This is a genomic window from Gordonibacter faecis (genome assembly GCF_030077735.1).
GTDB lineage: Bacteria > Actinomycetota > Coriobacteriia > Coriobacteriales > Eggerthellaceae > Gordonibacter > Gordonibacter faecis.
The window spans coordinates 66,015-85,360 of the sequence record NZ_JASJEU010000006.1 but is presented as its reverse complement, the minus strand read 5'-3'; the positions used below and the strand labels follow the sequence as shown (position 1 = coordinate 85,360).

The window sequence follows — 19,346 nt, the reverse complement described above, 5'->3', positions numbered from 1 at the left end:
GCGCACCCCCGCCCGCTCCACCAACCTGAGCGCGCGTTTCAAGAATTTTCGCGCACGCTCAGGTTTACATTGGCTGTGAACTGGTGGTTTAATGCAGTAATCATTTTCGCGTTATTCCCGCAAAGCAAGTTGACAACGTATACTCTGCTTAGTATAGTGAGTTTACAACGTAAACTCTTGTAAGGAGACGGATATGGCTATGACGGCATCGGCAATTAGGTTCGCTCCTGAAGAGAAAGAATGGATTACCTCATTTGCCGAAATGAACGGTACAACTTTTTCTGCTCAGGTCAGGCAGTGGACGCTTGAACGTCTTGAAGATGAGTTGGACGCGCGCGATTTGCAGGCGGCCATTGACGAGGATGATGGCACGCGCGTCTCGTGGGACGAGGTTAAGCGCGATCTCGGTTTGGCGCTCTGATGGGATACCGGGTTGAGTTGACGAAGCGGGCTCAGAAGCAGCTTACCTCTCTTGATCGAAAGACGCTTCTTCTGGTGGCTTCGTTTATCGACAAGGAACTCAATGGGTGCGATGACCCACGCACACTTCCCAGTGCAAAAAAGCTGCAAGGCGTGGAAGATGGATGGCGCTGGCGAGTTGGGACGTATCGCATTCTGGGGAAGGTTGATGATGGGCGCGTCATCGTGGAAGTGTTCAAGGTGGGTCATAGGCGCGAGGTGTATCGAAGCCTGTGATTTAGTGATTCCGCGGTTGAGATGTGGGGCGCTATAGTCCCTCGTGGCTTTCGGTGGTTACGTGGGCGGTGGGGTCGTTGAAGATGGCGCGGTTCAGGGTGCCGGAGGTGTTGGCGGCGGTGATGCCGGCTACCATGGAATCGCTTACGTTGAGGGCTGTGCGGCCCATGTCGATGAGCGGCTCCACCGACGCGAGAATGCCCACAATCTCAATGGGCAGCCCCATGGTGCCCAGCACGATGAGCGAGGCGAAGGTGGCGCCGCCGCCCACACCCGCTACGCCGAACGAACTGATGGTGACCACCGCCACCAGTCCCGCCACGAACGCAGGTGAGAACACGTCGATGCCCACGGTGGGCGCGATGATGGTGGCTAGCATGGCGGGATAGATGCCGGCGCACCCGTTCTGCCCGATTGACATGCCGAAACTGGCCGAGAGGTTCGCCGCGGCTTCATCCACGCCGAGGGCATTCTCCTGCGTCTCTATGTTGAGCGGCAGCGCGCCGGCGCTTGAGCGCGCGACGAACGCGAAGCTGAGCACGGGAAACGCCTTCTTGAAGTAGCGTAGGGGGTTTGTGCGGTTCGCCAGCAGCACGGCTGCGTGCACCAGGAACATGAACGCGATGGCTGCGTACGACACCAGCACAAACTTGCCGAGGTCGAGGATGGCGGTGTAGTCGCTTGTGGCCATAACGTGCGCAATGAGCGCGAGCACGCCGTAGGGTGCGAGCCCCACCACCATGGTCACGATGCGCATGACTATCCCATACAAGCTGTCGATGAGCTGCTGGAAGAACGCGGCTTGGACTGAGTCGCGGTCGCGCAGGCGCAGGTAGGCCACGCCCACGATGGCGGAGAAGATGACCACGGCAATGGTGGACGTGGGGCGGCTTCCGGCTAGGTCGGCGAACACATTGGTGGGGATGAACGAGAGGATTTCCTGCGGCAGCGTGAGGTTTTCTACCTGCTGTTGGCTGCTTTGGAGGGCGGTAACTGCGCTGGGATCGGGGGCGGCGTTGGCGGTGAATGAGGCGCCTGCAAGTCCCGTCAACGCTGCTGCCGCCCAGCCGGTGAGTGCGGCGATGGCGACGGTGCCCAGCAGTACCGCTAGCACGACGGCGCTGATGTGACCGAGCCGCTCGGTCACCTTCGTGCGCGTGAACGCGCCCACGATGGCCACAAAAATGAGCGGCATCACCAGCATCTTCAGCAGCGCAATGTAGCCTTGGCCTATGACGGCAATCCAGTCGAGCGCCACAGTGGCGGCCTCGCTGCCGCGTCCGAGCGCCAGTTGTATGCCCACGCCGAGCGCAATGCCCAGCCCGAGCGCCGTAAACACCCGAGGCGTGAAGCCCACGCCGCGCTGTTTCATGAACTTGAGCAGGCCAAGCAACACTGCGAACACGGCAAGCGTAACTATGATAGGTACCAAGGTTTCTGCGGGCACGGATTCACCTTCGGACGTTGTGGCTTTGTGGAGCGTCGACTCATCGTGATGGGCCGACAGGGAACGAGTATGAAAGCTTCGTCTGACGCGCGCCGAGGTCGTGCGGCTTCTGCCAACGTCTCGATGGCAAATTGTTCCAAGGGCGAAGCGCGGCCAGTTGACGCTTTGCGCGCGGCGCGGTATGCTGCTGGGCGTTGTGCTCACCACTTGGGAGGGCTCATGATTCTCTGTAGAGCTGCCGCTCCGCGCGCTTATCGCCGATGAAGCATCGCACGGAGCAGGGACGGACATACTCATCGGCATCAGGAGGCGCGCCGCGTAAGGCCGCGCTTCGTCGTTGATGCCAGAATGCCGGAAACCTTGAGCGCCGCGGATGACTTCATCTGCGGCGTTTTTTTTGTTCCGATGGCTTGTCAGCCATCGGAACGCCTCGCCGCTGCGAAGCCTTGAGGCACTCCGCCTTGGCGCTCCAAGCCCTCCTCGCGTACCGCAGTACGCTTCGTCGGACTTTCACGCCAATTCGAAGCACCTCAAGGCTTCTCGCTGACTTTTTTGAAACCGGTGAGTTTTTCGTTTTCGTATTCTCCGATCAACGAGGTGAACTGTGTCGAATTCTGCTGTTTCTTTTACTGAGGGGCCTCTGTTACGGCGGCTTATTGTGTTTGCGTTGCCGCTGATGGCGTTGAACTTGCTGCAATATGTGTATCAGACGGTGGATATGGTGGTGGTTGGTCAGGTGGTGGGCGATGTGGGGCTGGTCGCCATTTCGAACGCCACGAACGCGGCCTATCTGGTGAGTGCGTTTGTGATGGGGCTGACCGCCGGCGGTGGTGTGGTGGTGGCGCGCGCGGTAGGTGCGGGCGATGTTGCTGGTAAGCGGCGTGCCTACGCGGCCACGCTGCTGGTGGCGGTGGTGGCTGCGGGGCTTTTGGCTGCGGTGGGTGCGGTGCTAGCGCGACCGGGGTTCACGGCGAACGCGGTGCCGGCTGAGGCGCTTGATGCGGCGGTGGCGTACACGCAGGTGGTGTGCGCGGGGTGCGTGGGGCCGTTTCTGCTGAATGCGGCAGCCGCATTTCTGAAAGCGCACGGCGACGCGCGCACGCCGCTGGTGCTGGTGGGAGTGTCGGCGCTCGTGAATGTAGCGCTTGACCTGGTGCTGGTGGGGCCTGCGGGACTCGGCGTGGTGGGCGCTGCGTACGCCACGGTTGTCGCGCAGGGTGTGGCGGCCGTGGGTGCGTTGGTGGCGGTGTGGCGACGCTATCCCGGTGGGCGGGTGCTCTCGGGCGGGGGCATGCGCGGCTCGCACTTTGGCGCGGCTGCAGTGGCTGTGTTGCGTGTAGGCGTGCCCTCTGCGGTGCAGATGGCGGTGGTGAACTTATCGTATGCGCTAGTCACGGGATTGCTCAACCGCTACGGTACCGACGTGGCGGCTGCGGCGGGTGTCGGGCTGCAAATCAGCACCGTGGCGGGGCTTCCGTGTTGGGCTATCGGCCAGGCCATCACGACGGCCGCCGCGCAGAACGCGGGTGCTGCGCTACCCGCTCGTGTTCGTGAGGTCGTACGCCTCGGTGCGCGGTTCAACGTAGGTGTGACCATGGGCATCCAAATTCTCATCCAGCTGTTGGCGCCCGTCATTGTGGCGGCGTACGGCCTGGTAGACGGCACGGCTGCGCATGACATTGCCGTGCTGTACCTGCGCATCACGTGCAGCGTGAACGGCCTGTTCTACGCCGCCATGTTCAGCTTCGACTCGTTCGCGCTCAGCGCGGGCTCGCCCCGGCTTGTGTTGGTGAACTCGCTCATCGACGCCTTCGCCGTGCGTTTCGGCCTGGCGTTCGTGTTGAGCGGCGTGCTGGGCTTCGGCTACGTAGGTATCTTCGTCGCGCAAGCCGCTTCGCCAGTCATCCCCGCCATCATCGGCGGCCTCTACGTCCGCCTCTGGTCGCGCACATACTCCTGTCATTTCGAACAGGGGGAAGTGCCTGATCGGGGAATGGGTGTGTGAGAAATCTTGTTACAACGTGGGCCCTCTTTCTTGCTTGGTCGGACAATCCTTGATCTGCGTGAAAGAGGGCTTTTGCTGCACGGAGATCTCTCATAAGCGCGTGCCCCGAAACCTACGCGGTTGTCAATTCGAGATGACAGTAGAATGCTGTATCAATCTTCTTGCTGCCTTCGCCGCGATGACGGCATCTTCAACACCGCAAGCAAAGTCAAGCGGCGGGGCGGTGCTTTCGGTATGATCGTTGCAACCGGTTGAAAGAGGCGCGTCCAATGTATGAATGGCAACGGCAGATACAAGCGATCGTCGACAAGATTGACGAGTGCATCAAAACCTGCGATGACGAGGCGCTCACGCTGCGCGCGCTGGCGCGTGAGCTGGGGTATTCCGAGTTTCACACCACGCGGAAGTTCAAGGAAATTGCGGGCATGCCGCTGCGCGACTACCTGCGCAGCCGCAAGCTCGCGTTCGCACTCAAGGAGGTGCGCGACACCGACAAGAGCCTGCTGGACATTGCGCTCGCGCACGGCTTTTCGTCGCATGAAGCGTTCACCAGGGCTTTTAAGGCCGCGTACGGCGTGACGCCCCGCGAGTTCCGCGAGCGGCCGCGGCCGGTGGTGCTGCGCACGAAGATCAACCCCTTCGATCGCTACCTGCTGGGATTAGGAGAAATTGGCATGACGAAATCGAACGACGGCGTGGAGACCTACTTCGTGACCATCCCCGCGCACAAGTTTCTGCACGTCAAGAACTACGAGAGCAACGGCTACTGGGACTTCTGGCAGAAGCAGAACGCCATTCCCGGGCAGGATTACGATACCATTTGCGGGCTGCTGGACAGCATCAAGGGCAAGCTTGACGATGATGGTGGCAGCGAGGTGAACAGTGGAAGTGGCCAGCTCATGGCCTACATGTGGGACCCGGAGGGCCGCCTGTGTGACTGGGGCATTCCGCGCATCGAGTGCTACGGCGTGCGTCTGCCTGCCGACTGGCAGGGCGAGGTGCCGCCAAACCTGCAGCTGATTGATGTACCCGAAGCCGAATACCTCGTGTTCGAGCACGGCCCGTTCGACTACGAGCAGGAGAACCGCACGGTGGAGGAAAAGATCGAGCGCGCTATGGCCGAGTTCGACTTCGAGGGTACCGGCTACTGCTATGACGAAACCCCTGGTCGCGTACTGTACTTCTACTTCAACCCTGCCCGCTGCTGGAAGTACGTCCGCCCCGTCAGTCGCATCGAAGGGTAGGGCGGACTTATCTGTTGCGACTTTGTATCAGAGCCCGTTTACCTTGGTCGTGCGAAGGTGAACGGGCTTTTTGTATTTACACATCTCTCCTTCGATAGACGGTCGCTCTTGCAGCGCCCACTTTTTCGATAACGTCTTCAGCCTGCAATTTTTGCAAAATGCGTTCGATGGTGCGTTGGCTCATTGAAGGGTTGGCCTCCATGATCTCCCGTTTGGTGACCGCGCCGAGTACGCCTTCGAAATAAGAACGAAGCGTGTCTTCGTTATTGCTGGTCGAAGTCAAGAAAGCGAAACGATCGTCGAGCTCCTTGTAGCAAGCAGTGATGATGCCGAGTAGGTACGTCACAAATGGGAGATAATCATTAGTGCCCTCTTGCCAGCCGACCGAACTTGCCGCCAGCGTCTCGTAATAGGTTGATTTAGTCCGTTCAATTTCCTTTTCCAAGGAAATGTATTTCCCCACGGTATAGCCGTTTTGGTACAGAAGCAGCAAGGTGAGCAACCTGCTCATGCGGCCGTTTCCGTCATTGAAAGGATGAATGCTCACGAAGTCGAAAGCGAAGAGCAGGGAAACAAGGAGGGAATCGTGAATACCATTATCAATCTGATCATGGTATCCGGCGCATAAACGCTCTATTGCGGATGGCGTACCAATGGCGCTTGTCGGTCGGAAGCGGGCGACCATCTCACCGGTGGCGCTTCGTTCTGCGATAACATTATCGGTGTCTTTCCACTTGCCAGCGTAAGCAGTATCGCTGAATCGGTAGAGGTCACGATGCAGCTGAAGAATAGTTCCTGGTTTCACGGGAATCGCTTCGTAGTTTTCGTGGATCAGGTCAAGCACGTAACGGTATCCAGCAATCTCTCGCTCGTCGCGGTTTCGTGGTTCAACCTTGTCAATCATTAACTCCCGTAACCGTTTGTCCGAGGTTGAAATGTTCTCTATCCTGTTGGATGAACCGGTGCTTTGGATTTTTGCGGTTTCCACTAAGCTGTTGAGGATGTCTGGCCTGATGGCAGCATAGAGAGCCTGTTTTCCGCGGTGCTCGCGTATGGTTCCAAGCGCCGAAACAACTTCGGGAACCATAAGGGTGGGAATGATTTTGTTGTAGTCAAACTGCTCCACGTATCTTCGCCACCTTGAAAGTATCTTAGCCAAATAACCTCTAATGGCTAAGATACCACAATGGTGGCGAGGATACTCGGAAAAAAGTAACGATTTAGCTATACTGGCCGCTGAGAGTGGGAATCGGCGGTGCAGGAGGTGCGGGTGGATCAAACGAGCGTACTCATTGTGGAGGATGATGCGGACATCAGTGGCATTGTGACGGAGCATCTGGGGCGTGCGGGGTATGCGTGTACGCAGGCGTTTTCGGGTACGGAGGCTCGGCTTGTGCTGGAGGGCGCGGTCGCGCGTGGCGAACGTTTCGACGTGGTGGTGTGCGACCTTATGCTGCCGGGGCTGCCCGGAGAGGATATCGTGCGGCTTATCCGCGCGACCGATGCGGCCACGCCCATTATTGTCACCTCGGCACGTACGGCGGCCTCAGTCAAGATCGACCTTCTGAAGCTGGGTGCTGATGACTACCTGGCCAAACCCTTTGACCTGGACGAACTGCTCGCTCGCATCGAGGTTCAGCTTCGCCACCGCGGCCGTCCGCTTGCGCCTCAACCCGGCAACGACGTGCTGCGCGTGGGCGCCTGGACGCTTGACCGCGCCGCCCGCACGTTGGTCGCAAACGGCGCCGAAATTTCTCTCACGCGCACCGAGTTCAACATCGTGGAACTGCTGGCCGCGCACCCGCGCAAGGTGTACACGAAGCAGGAGCTGTTCGAGCTGGCCTGGGGTGAGCCCTCCGCCGTCGACGACAGCACCGTGAGCGTTCACGTGTCCAACATCCGCGCGAAGCTCAAGCCCACCGGCACTGACGGCTACATCCAAACCGTATGGGGCCTCGGCTTCAAACTAGCCGCTGATGTGGTTCAATGAAGTATCCGCCCACCCGCGCCGCGCGCCCTGCCGTCCCTTCTTCAAACTTTCTTAAAGGTTGGTTTAACCTTCCTGAAATTCGGCCCCGTATCGTGGATACCGTGAAGGACACATCCATGAGAAAGGGGCATTCATGAACGTCGTTGAGACGCGGGGGCTGGCGAAGGCGTTCCGCGGCAAACGTGCGGTCGATCGGTTCGACATGCACGTGGCGCAGGGCGACATTTACGGGTTCGTCGGGAAGAACGGTGCGGGCAAATCCACCGTTATGAAAATGATATGCGGGCTGGTCGCGCCCACCGAGGGTGAGATTGCGCTGTTCGGTGGCACGCGCCCGGACGGCGAGGATAGTCTGCGCATCGGTGCGCTCATCGAGGACCCAGGGCTGCTGCCCAACCTTACTGCCTACGAGAACCTCATGGCGAAAGCGCTGGCCTCGGGCATCGTGAACGCCCCTGACCGCTGCGTCGAGACGCTCGCTCTGGTGGGCTTGGGCGAGGTGGGGAAGAAGAAGGTGCGCGGTTTCTCTCTTGGCATGAAGCAACGGCTGGGTCTGGCGCTCGCGCTCATAGGCTCGCCCGACCTGTTGCTGCTCGACGAGCCACTGAACGGCCTCGACCCCGAGGGCACGCGCGCCATGCGTAACCTGATTGTGCGGCTGAACCAATCGTTGGGTGTAACTGTCATCATAAGTTCGCACGTACTTGACCAGCTCGACCGCATGGCAACGCGCTTCGGCGTCATCGCGAACGGCCATATGGTGCGCGAAATGACCGCCGACGAGGTGCAAGCTGAATGCGGCGACAGCCTGCGCGTGCGCACTGCCGACCCTGCCCGCACGCTTGCGTTGCTGGAAGAGGCGCTGCCGGACGCCACCTTCCGCGCGGAACCGGACGGCGCACTTGTACTTGTGGGTACGTGTGACCACGGGGCGGTGTCGCGGCTTCTGCGCGACACCGACCAAACGGTGTTGGAGTTGAGCGTGCTCAAGCGCGACATTGAAGACTACTTTGTCGAACTCATGGAGGGCGGTGTTCACCATGTTTAATCTGCTGAAATCCGATATCTACCGCCTGGTACATGGCAAGTTTTTATGGGTAGGTCTCGCAATCCTGGTGGTGTACGTGGCGCTGGCGGTGGGCCTGGTGTGGTTCGGCACCACGCCAACGTTCGCGCAGATGGTGAATGAGCAAACCGAGACTGGTCAGGCAGCCGAGGTTGGGCCGAACGCGACTTTCCGCATCACCGATGGCAGCGGCGCAAATCTTTCTTCCGAAGAAGTCACATCGCTCAACGAGAAGGTTATACCATCGCGCACGTATTCGTATGCGCAGATACTGATATCGGTGGGCGCGCTCACGCTGCTGATTTGCCTGATCATAGGGGAACTTCTGCTTACCGATTTCGAAGCAGGGTTTGCGAAAAACATCTTCGCCGGGCGAGGGCGTCGCTGGGTGTATTACGCCGAGAAGCTGGTTTTATGTGCTGTAGTAAGCGCGGTGTTTCTCCTGATAGGAATGGCGCTGACCGACGTTGGCTTTGCGCTAGCCGGGTTTGAGCATCGCCAGACGGAAACGCTCGGCGAATTTTGGGGCTGGGTGGTGCTGGCATGGTTGGCGGTTATGATGTATGCAACCGCAACGGCGATAGCGGTGGGCCTTACGCGCAGCAAGGCGGTTAGCATTTCATTCGTGATTCTAGTTTCGACGGGAATACTGGCAAGCGTGGTCATGACGCCCGTCGCTGCGCTTGCTCCAGCGCTGCCGATTCTGACCGACCTGATGCAGTGGCTTCCTACGTCGAGCGTAAAGCTGCTTGGTTCCGGAGGAATTGGCCTGCTTTCCTCCGTTGAAGGTACCGCAGTGGAAGGGCTTACCGTTCCGGCGCAGATAGCCCTGGTGGCGGGCGTGGTTATTGCGGCATGCACCGCGCTTGCGGTAGCCGTCTGCCCGCGAAAGGACGTGTAGGGAATATGATGGTCGCGCTCGTGGGATTGGCGTGCGGTGTGGTGGGTGCGGGGCTTGCGGTGCTCGTGTACGAGCGGCAGCTTCGCCGCATGGCGCGCAACTTGCGCGAGCGCGATGCGCATAGCAACACGCGCCTCACGGTGGAGGCGCCGGGTTGTGGGTTCGCCGAGCTTGCGGCTGCGGTAAATAGACAGTTGGATGCCGCGCAGGAGGAACGGCTGGAAGCGCGGCGCCGCCAGCAGGAGTTTCAGCGCGATCTGGCCAGTCTTTCGCACGATATTCGCACGCCGCTCATGGGTGCCAAAGGCTATCTGCGCCTCGCGCAAGACGCGCGTGAACAGGAGAAAGATGAGGAAGCGCGTGCCCGTCGCCTGCGTGCTGCCGAGGCGCGGCTCGACGACATGGGTGCCCTGCTTGACCAGCTGTTCGCGTATGCGCAGGCGAGCGACCCGGATCTCGCGCTTGATCTGCGCCCTGTACGCGCGATGCCCCTGTTGGCGGACGTGCTAGTGGGGCAGTACCCCGCCTTCGAGCGTCAGGGGTGGGAACCGCAGGTGGACTTCGCGGACGAGGACCTACTGGTTGAGGCCGACCCCGAGGCTCTTACGCGCATCTTCGAGAACCTTGTGGGTAACGCGCTGCGCCACGGGGCCTCCGCACCTACCATCACGCAGCGCGGCAACGTGGTAACGTTCGCGAATGAGGTAGCCGACCCCGGGGCGCTCGATGTTGAGCGTCTCTTCGAGCGTTTCTACCGCGCCGATGCCTCCCGCACGCGCCCCGGCAGCGGCCTTGGCCTTGCTGTAGCCGCCAACCTCGCCAACACCATGGGAATGCACCTATCAGCCCACCTCGAAGGCCACACCCTCAGCATCAACCTGGAACTGCCGAATTCTCTCTAGCGTTCGCGTCGATTAAACGCCGGTAGCGTTACGGGGAGGCCGGCTTCGGTGAAGAGTTTGGGTTCGCCTTCGATGAGGGGGCGGAAGTAGGCGAGGGCTTCTTCGGTGATGCCTTGGTAGTTCGGCAGGATCCACTCGGCGGGGAAGTGCTTGACGAAGTTGGCGAACTCGCTGGCGGGGCCGGCGAAGAATTCGGCGTTGTAGCGGCCCTCGGCGGCCGCTGCTTCGTCGCGGCGGATGCCCACTACCTGGCCGGTGAAGGCGGGGTCGGCGCTGCGCATGTGGGCGCTCATCCCCAGCTCATAGGCCTCATTCACGTCCACGAGGCTCTGTGCGAAGTTGCTCGAGCGTGCCGCGCGCGACAAATCCTGCACCACGCCACGCGGCACGATGCCTGCGTCGATGATCATCTGCTTAAGCGTCTGAGCCGCGCCGCCCAGCACCGCGTGGGCAAATCCGTCGTTGGCCGCCTCCGTAGCGGCGAGGTACGTGCCGTCGGCGTAGTGTGCCCCTTCGGACACAACAATGTAGCATTCGCCCTGCTCAGTGAACTTCCGCTGCACTTCGGCCAGAAATGCGTCGCGATCGAAATCCACCTCGGGCAGAACAAGCAAGTCCACGTCGCCCGTCACGCAGCAGCTGGCCGCCAGCCAGCCCGCGTCGCGGCCCATCACTTCCAGCACGAACACCTCGGGGCGCGTGTACGCGTCGTAGTCGAGGCGCGTGGCGTGCGTGATCTGGCAGGCCACCTTCGCCGCGCTCGGGAAGCCGGGGCAGTGGTCCACAGGCACCAGGTCGTTGTCCACCGTCTTCGGAATGCCCACGAAGCGCTTGCCCGGCGCGTGCTCCTGCGCCCATTCGGCCAGTGCATCCACGGTGTCCATGGAGTCGTTGCCGCCGATGTAGAACAGCGTGTCAATGTCGTGCGCGTCCATCACGTCCACGAGGCGGCGGAAGTCGGCGTCGTTGCCGCGCTTCAGCTTGTAGCGGCACGTGCCCAGCGCCGACGAGGGTGTTTGGCGCAGAATCTCCAGGTCATGGCCCGACAGGTGGGTGAGGTCGTACAGCTTGTCGTCGAGCGTCCCCTCAATGCCGTGTAGGCCGCCGAACACGCGATCGTACACCGGGTTCAGCTGGTTGGCGCGAATGACTCCGGCCAGGCTGGCGTTGATGACGGCGGTCGGGCCGCCGGATTGCGCGACGAGGCAGTTGCCCATGTGATGCATCCTGTTCTCTTCGTTGTGCGCGGCATCGCCGCCGCGAAATGTGTCAAGCGCCGAGTATCTCGCGCTGAAGCTTCTTCGTCAACTTGTTGAACACGAGATTGTAGGAATGGTCGCACAATTCGCGCAACAGGTCCTCGGGCACGGTGCCATCGAGGTCGATGGAAATCCAATGTCGCTTGTCGGCGTAGAACCCCGGCAGAATGTCGGGGTGCGCGGCCCGCAGCTGCTCGGACCACACGGGGTCGCACTTGAGCGACACCAGGTTGCGGCCAGCGTATTCGCCGTACTGCGCGCCCGGACGCATGGTGGCTGCAAACATCTTGCCACCCACCTGATAGCGCCACCATTCCCACTCTATCTTGTAATCCTTGGTTGCGCCGGGCTTTGCTTGAAGATAGGTGTCCAACCACTCATGCGCCGTCATAGGAGGCCTCCTTCAAAAGATTGGTATCGGTTTCGCCCACTTTGTTGTTCACTGGCTTCTGTCGAGCGGCGGCAGTTTCGTCCACTCGCGCCATGAGTTCGCGCTCGCTTGCGAGGTCGGCGGAGTAGGGGTAGTTCGCTGCCACGCGGTCGAATTTCTCGCGCAGGACGCGGGCCTCGTCGGGATTGTGGTCAACAAGAAGCGCAGTTGCGTAGCGCGCCCGAAGAAGTGAGGGATTCGTGTGCATAGCCTTTGCGATGCGCAATGTTTCCTTGTCGAAGGGTTCGGGGCTTTCAGGGCGCGTGCCTTCCATCATCTCGCAAAACGCGAGGTCGATGTTGAGAAGCGCCCGATGAATACCGAGCGTTCCTGTGCTAGTGTTCAAATGCGTGCGGATGGACTGAGCTGCTTCGGGGATGTTGCCTTCATCGAGAAGTCGCTGGCAGCTCAGTACCGCGACCGAAGCGATGAGCGGGTTGGTGAGCGCCTCCGGCGACGAGGGCGGAGCGAACCAGGCTGCTGGCATATCCTTCAAGCGGCTGCCGCGGGCCAACTCTTCGCCGCTTTTCATGATAATCCAGAAGGCACGCAGCGCTTCAGGGCTCTTGCTGGCTGACACGATATTGCGACCGTCGTTATCTACTCCGCTCAGCGAGAGCGGAATGCCATTCATCAGTGCCAACGCCAGGCCCACAATAGCGGAGAACGTGCAGAACAGCGCAACGGCGCCGGAAGGAGTGGTCCACAGTGGTGCGCTCTCGCCTACTTGGCTCACCGCAATGAAACGCGCTACTACGGCAATGATGCCGCAGAGGATAGCTAGCGTGAGATTCGCCAACACGCCACCCAGGTTGTAAAGCACGTAGGGGACGCGCCCGTCCACCAGATCAGGCGGGCTGAGCAGGCATTGGCCGCCCGTACCCGCGAGCGAGAAACGACGCAGACGCAGGCGGCCTTGCTCCTTTATCACCATGATGCTGCCGATGCGAAATGAGATGAATTGATAGCCCGTTGCCAAGCCCATCACGAGGTGGCCCGCCTCATGCACGATGATGTGTAGCAGGTAGGCAAGCGCTAACACAACAATGAAAAGCCCGGCGATCAGTATGGTTTCAAGTGCCCCTGTTGTGGTGGTCTCATCTATCATGCGAGCTAGCTGGTATCCGCCAAAAGCGCCGATCAGGGTGAATAAAAGTATCGCAGACGCCTTCGCAAGCTTGTGCGATTTGTTGGTATTTGCCTTGGTCACTAGTGGTCCTTTGAAACGGGGGAATGTGTCCGCTTCCATTATTCCATAGTGACCTCTTGTCAGGGGCGGGGAGGCGCGCTAAGATACATACCGTTGGTATGTTAATGGCTCGCGTGCGGTGGGCCGAATGTTTCACGTGAAATATCAGTTCGTTTTTTGAATGCACGTTTGAAGCGCGATGAAATAATGAAAGGGGCGCTGCCCATGGCGCGTAATAAGCATCCTGAGGAAACGGTGAACCGCATTCTCGATGTGGCGCTCAAGCTTTTCTACGAGAAGGGCTACGACAATACAAGCATTCAGGATATCATCGACGGCCTGGGCGGACTCACGAAGGGTGCGGTGTATCACCACTTCAAGTCAAAGGAAGACATTCTCTCGGCCGCGCTCGACCGCGAGAACGCGGGGCTGTACCAAGAGATGGCCCGCATTCGTGACGACGGCCGCATGAACGGCGCACAAAAGCTACAAGCGCTGTTCGAAGCGTCGGTGTCGGGACCGCAGATGGAAATGTGGGCCGACATTGCTCCCGACGTCGACCCGGTAAAAAATTCGCGCTTGCTTGGCCTGCAATACCAATCGATATTTGAGGAAGCTGTGCCGCTGTTCGTGCTGCCCATCGTGGAGGAAGGCGTGCGCGACGGCAGCATTTGCACCGACCACCCCAAGGAGTTTAGCGAGGTCATCGTGCTGGTGGCGAACCTCTGGGCCAGTCCGATGTTCCGCTCCTGCACTGCCGAGGAGCTGCGGACGCGCGTGGATTTCTACCTGGATATGGTGAAGGCGCTGGGCCTGTCGCTGGAGGAAAACGGCCTCGGCGAAGTGTTGGAAGCCTATCGCCGCCGGTTCCACGCCCGCTTCAAGGAGGTGAGGAACGTGGACGCCGCGAAGGGGTAGGGGCGTGGCGTGGCTTCGTCGCCCGGTTACCCGCCCGGAATGTTTCACGTGAAACATTTGTACGTTCGCTGTTGCCGTTGTCCGCGCGTGCTTTCGTAGACTCACGGGCATGGAGTGTCGCTCGCCCTCGCGGGCATCTTTTTTAACCTAAATACATACCAACCAAAGGTATGATAAAAGAAAGGAAAGCATCATGGCATCACTGCTCAATCGTTCGTTCATCTCGGTAGTCATCGTGCAGATTGCGTCGCTGTTCGGCGACGCGGTGCTGCGGTTTGCGCTGCCGCTTTATGTGCTGAACCTTACGGGGTCGGCGGCGCTCATGGGGGCGGTGGCGGCTGCGGCGTGGATTCCCTACATTGTGCTGACGCCTATCGGCGGGGTGGCGGCCGACCGCGTGAACAAGAAACGCATCATGGCCTCGCTTGACGTGCTGCTGGCCCTGACCTGCGCCGCGTATCTCGCGTTCGAAGGGGTCATCGACATCATCGCTCTGTCCGTCTGTGCGCTCATCATCCTGTACACCGCACAAAGTGTGTACCAGCCGACGGTGCAGGCGGCGGTGCCGTTCATCGTGCCGCGCGAGAGCATCGTGCGCGCCACGGCCATCGTGAGTCAGATCAGCGCGCTGTCGGGACTCGTTGGGCCGGTGATTGGCGGCATGGTGTTCGGCCTCTTCGGCATCGAACCGGTGGTGGTTGTGTCGGGCGCGGCGTTCGCGCTGTCGGCCACACTCATCGTGCTGTTCGTGCGCATCCCGCGCGACGCTATCGAACGCAGCGACGTGGGTGTGATCCGCACGGTGGTGCGCGACATCGCCGAAAGTTTCGCCTTCCTGCGCCACGACCGGCCCGTCATCCTCAAAGTCATCCTGCTGGTGGCAGGAATCAACGTCACGCTGACCGCGTTTATCCTCATCGGCGCGCCCGTTACGGTCACCCAGATTCTAGGGCTGCCGAACCAGTACATGGGTTTTGCCGAAGGTGTGCTGGCGCTTGGCGGACTAGCTGGTGGCATCACAGTGGGCGTGCTGGCGAAGCGTCTCAAGCTTGAACGCGCAGGGCTGCTGTTGCTGCTGGCGGCCGCGGCACTGCTGCCGATGGCGGTGGTGCTGGGCGTGCCGATGGATCCGCTGCTCGCGTACGGCATCTTCGTGACCAGCCTGTTCGTGTGCATGGCGTGCGCCACCATGTTCAGCATCCAGTCCATCTCGTTCGTGCAGCTGGAAACACCGGGTCACCTGGTGGGGAAGGTGATCGCGCTGGCAATGTCGCTCGCGAACTGCGCGCAGCCCGTGGGGCAACTCGTCTACGGCGGCCTGTTCGATGCCCTACGCGGCAATGTGGTGCCCGTGGCGCTGGGCACTGCGGTGGTGTCGTTTGTGATTGGCCTGGCGACATGGCGCGTACTCAGCCGCGGTTTGCGTGAGATTGCGGCGGAGCAGGATGGGCACGCTGCATTGGACGCTCAGGCTGCGCAGGTTACACCAACTACACCGGTCAAACTTGTCGATTAAACATCGTTCATTGACGTTCGTTCAATAAAGATGTACGATGACCGCATCGACGAAAAGAGGCAGGGGAAAAGGAGGCACGCGTGGTGCGTATTGTGAAGGCGCCGGACGATCGCAAGCGCGAAATTCTGGATACCGCTATGCAGCTATTCGCGGAGCGCGGCTTCCACGCTACGTCGCTGCGGGATATTGCCAAGCATATGGGCATCACGCCGGGGCTGGTGTACCACTACTTCGACTCGAAGCAGAAGCTGTTCGACGAGGCTATGGCAACCTATGTGGAAGACCTTACGGCGGAATTTGTGCGTACACTTCGCTCAACCGACCTGGACTTTCGCCAAAAAATCGAGGCTCTGTACGAGGGGGTGGCGAACGAGGAGCCACTGCGCTACCGCGACTTCTTCCATCGGCAGGGCAACGAGGGGTTCCATCGCCAGTTGGCGTTGCAGCTGTGCGCACACGTGCAGCCGCACCTGGTGGCTGCGCTGGAGCAAGCGCGTCGCCGCGAGGGGCTTGCGGTGCGCGACCCGGAGACGCTTGCGAGTTTTCTGCTGTACGGGCACGTGGGCATCATGTCGGCTCACGAAGACATCGACGAGAAGAAACTCGCCCGCCTGCGCGAGTACGTGGAAACGCTGCTGAAATCCCAGGTGGAAGCTTCACCACCGCAGTAAACCGTACGAATGTTTCACGTGAAACATTCGGGCCCTTCGCCTCGCGCGGCATTCATGTTTTGAATGCTTTCGAAAAGGGAACGCCAAATTTTGAGTGCGATTGTTTTGTTGAACTCAATTTTTTAATCGCTTCACTTGTTTCACTTGTTGCAGTTGTTACGGTTGCTGCAGTTGTTTCGACTGTTGTATTTGCTTGTTGTTGGACTTGTTTCACGTGTTGTCATTTTTGGTTGGACAGCCCGGTTGTTGTGGCCGGGCTTATTTTGGACTTACGATTGAACAGTGTTTAATGAAAGGAATCACCCGATGAACGAATACAAAGAGAAGTCACGCGCTACCTTTAATGCGCAGGCGACCACCTATGACACCACCATGCAGGGGGCGCATGCGCGGCGGCTTTATCCGCAGGTGGTAGCGGCGCTCGCGGATGTGCCGGAGGCGGGCGAGTTGCTTGATGTGGGGTGCGGCACGGGTGCGCTCGCGCGGCTCGTGTTGGAGCAGCGGCCGCTGAGCCGCGTGACCGGCCTCGATCTTGCGCCGAACATGGTGGCGCAGGCGCGCATCAACCTGCAGAGCTTCGGCGAACGAGCGCAGGTGGTGGAAGGTGACAGCGACCGTCTGCCGTTTCGCGACGAATCGTTCGACGCCGCCTACTGCAACGACTCCTTCCACCACTATCCCGACCCGGAGAAGGCATCGTTCGAAATGTGGCGCGTGCTGCGCCCCGGCGGTCTTTTGGTGGTGGGCGATGCCGCGCTCCCCGCGCCGGCCCGCGCTCTCATGAACGCCTTCATCCCGTATTCGAGCGAAGGAGACGTGCGCATGTATTCCCGCCGCGAATTCGAGCGCATTCTCGGTCGCTGGTTCTCAACCGTGGCCTGGGAAAATGCTGGCAATCATGCCTGTATCGTGCGCGCGCGGAAGTAGCCTATTCGGCCGTGAGTAGGTGTGCTCGCCCACGTGAGGGCGTGGGTAACTTGAGGTATCGGGCCGGACTAATCTCGCATGTGTCAAACTAGAAATTCCAGCTTTGCCTTCACAATGCGCGTGAGTGATTCGTCGATGCGGGATTCGGGAATGTCGCCGGTGCGCACGGCGGTGAGCAGGCCCTCGTAGGCAGCAAGGAAGTCGGCGGGCATGAGCACGAGGTCGGCGCCAGAGCGCACGGCGGTGACGCCCGCCTGGTCGGGCGTGCAGACGCCGTCGACGGCTCCCATGCCTAGGGAGTCGGTGATGACGAGCCCCTGATAACCCAGTTCATCGCGCAGGATGCCGTTGATGATGGCGGGGTTCAGCGAGGCGGGCACGTTGTCGCCGGTGATGGCGGGCAGCGTGAGGTGGCCCACCATGATTAGGGGCACGCCTGCGTCGATGGCTGCTTTGAACGGCACCAGTTCGTGTGTGCGCAGGTCATCAAGTGATTTGTTGTTTACGATAGCGCACTCGTGGCTGTCGACGGAAAGCCCGCCAATGCCGGGGAAGTGTTTCGCGGAGCACAGCATGCCCGCGCTCGTGAAGCCTTCCACCTGGGCTGCTACCATGCGTCCCACCAGGTTGGGGTCGGTGCCGAACGAGCGCAGCGCCATCACGTCAGTGGCGGGGTCGCCGCATATGTCGGCGTCGGGCGCGAAGTCCAGGTTGAAGCCGAGGTCGCTCAAGTAGCTGCCGATGTTTGCCGCCACGGTGCGCGCCTGGTCGGTGTCGCCCGTTGCGCCCACGTCGGCCATGTTACCCGGGTTCTCCACCGCGAAGCCGGGGTTGCCGCCGACGCGCGCCACCGTGCCGCCTTCCTCGTCCACGCCTATGAACAGCGGCAACCCGCACGCCTCCTGCGCGTAGCGCTGCGAGTTGGCGGTGAGCTCCTTCGTTTGAGCGGGGTCGAGCAGGTTTTTCTGGAAGTACACGAGGCCGCCTACCGGGTATTGTGCGAGCGCGGCTTCGGTGGCGGGCCCGGCCTGCGTGGCGGTGCCAACGCCGGTGATGGCCTCGGGCGGCACTACGAAGAGTTGTGCCACCTTTTGTTCCAGCGTGAGCCCGGCCACCTTTTCGGCGACCTGTTTGTCGAGGTTTGAGGCGGGGTCGGTGGGCTGTGTGGCGTCGGGGGCGTCTGGCTTTTCGGGAGTTGTGTCCTCGTACGTGTCATCTACCTGGTTGAATTCGCTTTCCGGCTGTTCCGGCGCGCTGGGGCTGGGCGATGCGCTGCATCCCGACGCAAGCGGCAGCGTCAGCAAAACGGCTGTCAGCACAAGGCCGAACAGCGCTGTGCCACCGGGTAACGTGCGGCACACGCGCGACCGCGAAAAGCGAAGTGCGAACATGGGTCGTTCTCCTTGAATACGAGCCGGTCAGCAAAGCGCGTACCAGTATAGAAACACCCCCACGCCAGCGTTCAGGCATTTCATGATTCGATAAAAAGTTGATCCAGGGGTTTTACTTTGACGCAAGGGTGTGACGCGCTTCGCGCTAGCGAATACGCCACAAGGTGACCGCCCTCTTTACCACTATGACGAGGGCTCATCCATGTACGATAAACCTAACTAAAAAGGTAATCCACGTAGGGGTTCAGTTCACGAAGCGCCCTCTCCGCCAAAGGCGGAGAACACAACCATGATCTGCGCTTCGCGCTCCGCGCGAACAGGCTGTAAAAAGTGTGACGCACCAACTATATAAATAGGTAGAATATATTACTCATACCGTTTCGCGTAGTGAGCACGTAAAGGGGAAGCGGCCTTGCGGCGGAGTCCAAGCAGAAATCAGTACACCGAACGCAGCGCCTTCGCGATAGTAACCAGCACTTCTTGCCCTTCGGGTTTAAGCGCGCGGAAGTTGTTGATAAGTTTCCGCTCAAGTGAGATTTGCGTCGGACGTCCAGCCAGTTCGTCAAGCGAAATGCCCAGCGCATCAGCAATGGCAATGGCCTTCGGAAGAGAAGGCTCTTTCCTCCCTGAAACATAGTCCGATATCGTGCTTGAAGTGACGCCCGACATCCGGCACAGGTCAGCCTGAGTCAAGTCGCGCTCATAAAATATTTTGTTCAGCGAGTCGGATATACTCATAGGTAGGTACCTCGCTTCTTATCGAAAAGCACTAAAAATGTTTCAAGTCGTGCGCC

20 protein-coding genes are annotated in these 19,346 nt (G+C 60.2%); 12 read left to right on the top strand and 8 right to left on the bottom strand.

Annotated elements, in window-relative coordinates; genetic code table 11:
- Window positions 1-193 precede the first annotated feature (193 nt).
- Together relB and QNJ86_RS03400 are read left to right on the top strand one after the other, a co-directional pair.
- The gene (relB, locus tag QNJ86_RS03405) at window positions 194-421 is read left to right on the top strand and encodes a type II toxin-antitoxin system RelB family antitoxin (RefSeq protein WP_283831183.1); all 228 of its coding nucleotides are present in this window, start codon (window positions 194-196) and stop codon (window positions 419-421) included.
- Window positions 421-696: a type II toxin-antitoxin system RelE family toxin gene (locus QNJ86_RS03400; RefSeq protein ID WP_283831182.1), complete on the top strand. Its 276-nt coding sequence runs from the start codon at window positions 421-423 to the stop codon at window positions 694-696. Before relB ends, QNJ86_RS03400 begins: the two co-directional genes overlap by 1 nt.
- A gap of 31 nt (window positions 697-727) precedes the next feature.
- Here the strand turns inward: QNJ86_RS03400 and QNJ86_RS03395 are convergent, their stop codons facing one another.
- Window positions 728-2,143 carry an L-cystine transporter gene (locus tag QNJ86_RS03395; protein WP_283831181.1) on the bottom strand — a complete coding sequence of 472 codons (1,416 nt, stop codon included), beginning with the start codon at window positions 2,141-2,143 and terminating at the stop codon, window positions 728-730.
- 604 nt (window positions 2,144-2,747) lie between these two features.
- On the opposite strand from QNJ86_RS03395, the gene QNJ86_RS03390 reads away from it, so the two are divergent.
- Both QNJ86_RS03390 and QNJ86_RS03385 read left to right on the top strand, forming a co-directional pair.
- On the top strand, window positions 2,748-4,148 hold the full coding sequence (locus QNJ86_RS03390) for an MATE family efflux transporter (RefSeq protein ID WP_283831180.1): 1,401 nt from the start codon (window positions 2,748-2,750) through the stop codon (window positions 4,146-4,148).
- Between the two features lie 269 nt (window positions 4,149-4,417).
- On the top strand, window positions 4,418-5,392 hold the full coding sequence (locus tag QNJ86_RS03385; protein ID WP_283831179.1) for a helix-turn-helix transcriptional regulator: 975 nt from the start codon (window positions 4,418-4,420) through the stop codon (window positions 5,390-5,392).
- Between the two features lie 76 nt (window positions 5,393-5,468).
- Here the strand turns inward: QNJ86_RS03385 and QNJ86_RS03380 are convergent, their stop codons facing one another.
- Window positions 5,469-6,518 (bottom strand): Fic family protein, encoded by a 1,050-nt coding sequence (locus tag QNJ86_RS03380; protein ID WP_283831178.1) that lies wholly within the window; start codon window positions 6,516-6,518, stop codon window positions 5,469-5,471.
- A gap of 144 nt (window positions 6,519-6,662) precedes the next feature.
- Between QNJ86_RS03380 and QNJ86_RS03375 the strand changes: the two genes are divergently transcribed.
- The 4 genes from QNJ86_RS03375 (at window position 6,663) to QNJ86_RS03360 (ending at window position 10,251) form a co-directional block, all read left to right on the top strand.
- Window positions 6,663-7,382 (top strand): response regulator transcription factor, encoded by a 720-nt coding sequence (locus QNJ86_RS03375; protein WP_283831177.1) that lies wholly within the window; start codon window positions 6,663-6,665, stop codon window positions 7,380-7,382.
- Window positions 7,383-7,515: 133 nt separating this feature from the next.
- Complete coding sequence (locus tag QNJ86_RS03370) at window positions 7,516-8,430, top strand: ATP-binding cassette domain-containing protein (protein ID WP_283831176.1); 915 nt, start codon at window positions 7,516-7,518, stop codon at window positions 8,428-8,430.
- The gene (locus tag QNJ86_RS03365; RefSeq protein WP_283831174.1) at window positions 8,423-9,349 is read left to right on the top strand and encodes a hypothetical protein; all 927 of its coding nucleotides are present in this window, start codon (window positions 8,423-8,425) and stop codon (window positions 9,347-9,349) included. Before QNJ86_RS03370 ends, QNJ86_RS03365 begins: the two co-directional genes overlap by 8 nt.
- 5 nt (window positions 9,350-9,354) lie before the next feature.
- Window positions 9,355-10,251, top strand: coding sequence for a sensor histidine kinase (locus tag QNJ86_RS03360; protein ID WP_283831173.1), 897 nt, complete (start codon window positions 9,355-9,357; stop codon window positions 10,249-10,251).
- On the opposite strand, the gene QNJ86_RS03355 is transcribed toward QNJ86_RS03360, so the two are convergent.
- Genes QNJ86_RS03355 through QNJ86_RS03345 form a run of 3 tightly spaced genes read right to left on the bottom strand, consistent with a single transcriptional unit; the run spans window position 10,248 to window position 13,150 of the window.
- Complete coding sequence (locus QNJ86_RS03355) at window positions 10,248-11,468, bottom strand: diphosphate--fructose-6-phosphate 1-phosphotransferase (RefSeq protein WP_283831172.1); 1,221 nt, start codon at window positions 11,466-11,468, stop codon at window positions 10,248-10,250. The genes QNJ86_RS03360 and QNJ86_RS03355 overlap by 4 nt on opposite strands.
- Window positions 11,469-11,520: 52 nt before the next feature.
- Window positions 11,521-11,901 (bottom strand): MmcQ/YjbR family DNA-binding protein, encoded by a 381-nt coding sequence (locus tag QNJ86_RS03350; RefSeq protein WP_283831171.1) that lies wholly within the window; start codon window positions 11,899-11,901, stop codon window positions 11,521-11,523.
- Window positions 11,888-13,150, bottom strand: a complete 1,263-nt coding sequence (locus QNJ86_RS03345) for a M50 family metallopeptidase (RefSeq protein WP_283831170.1) — start codon at window positions 13,148-13,150, stop codon at window positions 11,888-11,890. Before QNJ86_RS03345 ends, QNJ86_RS03350 begins: the two co-directional genes overlap by 14 nt.
- Window positions 13,151-13,354: 204 nt before the next feature.
- On the opposite strand from QNJ86_RS03345, the gene QNJ86_RS03340 reads away from it, so the two are divergent.
- The 3 genes from QNJ86_RS03340 to QNJ86_RS03330 all read left to right on the top strand — a co-directional run bounded on the left by QNJ86_RS03340 (window position 13,355) and on the right by QNJ86_RS03330 (window position 16,234).
- Window positions 13,355-14,047: a TetR/AcrR family transcriptional regulator gene (locus tag QNJ86_RS03340; protein WP_283831169.1), complete on the top strand. Its 693-nt coding sequence runs from the start codon at window positions 13,355-13,357 to the stop codon at window positions 14,045-14,047.
- A gap of 193 nt (window positions 14,048-14,240) precedes the next feature.
- Complete coding sequence (locus QNJ86_RS03335; RefSeq protein WP_283831168.1) at window positions 14,241-15,563, top strand: MFS transporter; 1,323 nt, start codon at window positions 14,241-14,243, stop codon at window positions 15,561-15,563.
- An 80-nt stretch (window positions 15,564-15,643) separates the two neighbouring features.
- On the top strand, window positions 15,644-16,234 hold the full coding sequence (locus QNJ86_RS03330) for a TetR/AcrR family transcriptional regulator (protein WP_283831167.1): 591 nt from the start codon (window positions 15,644-15,646) through the stop codon (window positions 16,232-16,234).
- A 52-nt stretch (window positions 16,235-16,286) separates the two neighbouring features.
- On the opposite strand, the gene QNJ86_RS03325 is transcribed toward QNJ86_RS03330, so the two are convergent.
- Window positions 16,287-16,448 (bottom strand): hypothetical protein, encoded by a 162-nt coding sequence (locus tag QNJ86_RS03325; protein WP_283831166.1) that lies wholly within the window; start codon window positions 16,446-16,448, stop codon window positions 16,287-16,289.
- A 92-nt stretch (window positions 16,449-16,540) separates the two neighbouring features.
- Here QNJ86_RS03325 and QNJ86_RS03320 point away from each other — a divergent pair, with 92 nt between their 5' ends.
- Window positions 16,541-17,161 (top strand): class I SAM-dependent methyltransferase, encoded by a 621-nt coding sequence (locus tag QNJ86_RS03320; RefSeq protein WP_283831165.1) that lies wholly within the window; start codon window positions 16,541-16,543, stop codon window positions 17,159-17,161.
- A gap of 83 nt (window positions 17,162-17,244) precedes the next feature.
- Here the strand turns inward: QNJ86_RS03320 and QNJ86_RS03315 are convergent, their stop codons facing one another.
- Window positions 17,245-18,552: a glycoside hydrolase family 3 protein gene (locus QNJ86_RS03315; RefSeq protein ID WP_283831164.1), complete on the bottom strand. Its 1,308-nt coding sequence runs from the start codon at window positions 18,550-18,552 to the stop codon at window positions 17,245-17,247.
- Between the two features lie 435 nt (window positions 18,553-18,987).
- Window positions 18,988-19,290, bottom strand: a complete 303-nt coding sequence (locus QNJ86_RS03310; protein WP_283831163.1) for a helix-turn-helix transcriptional regulator — start codon at window positions 19,288-19,290, stop codon at window positions 18,988-18,990.
- Window positions 19,291-19,346: the final 56 nt, after the last annotated feature.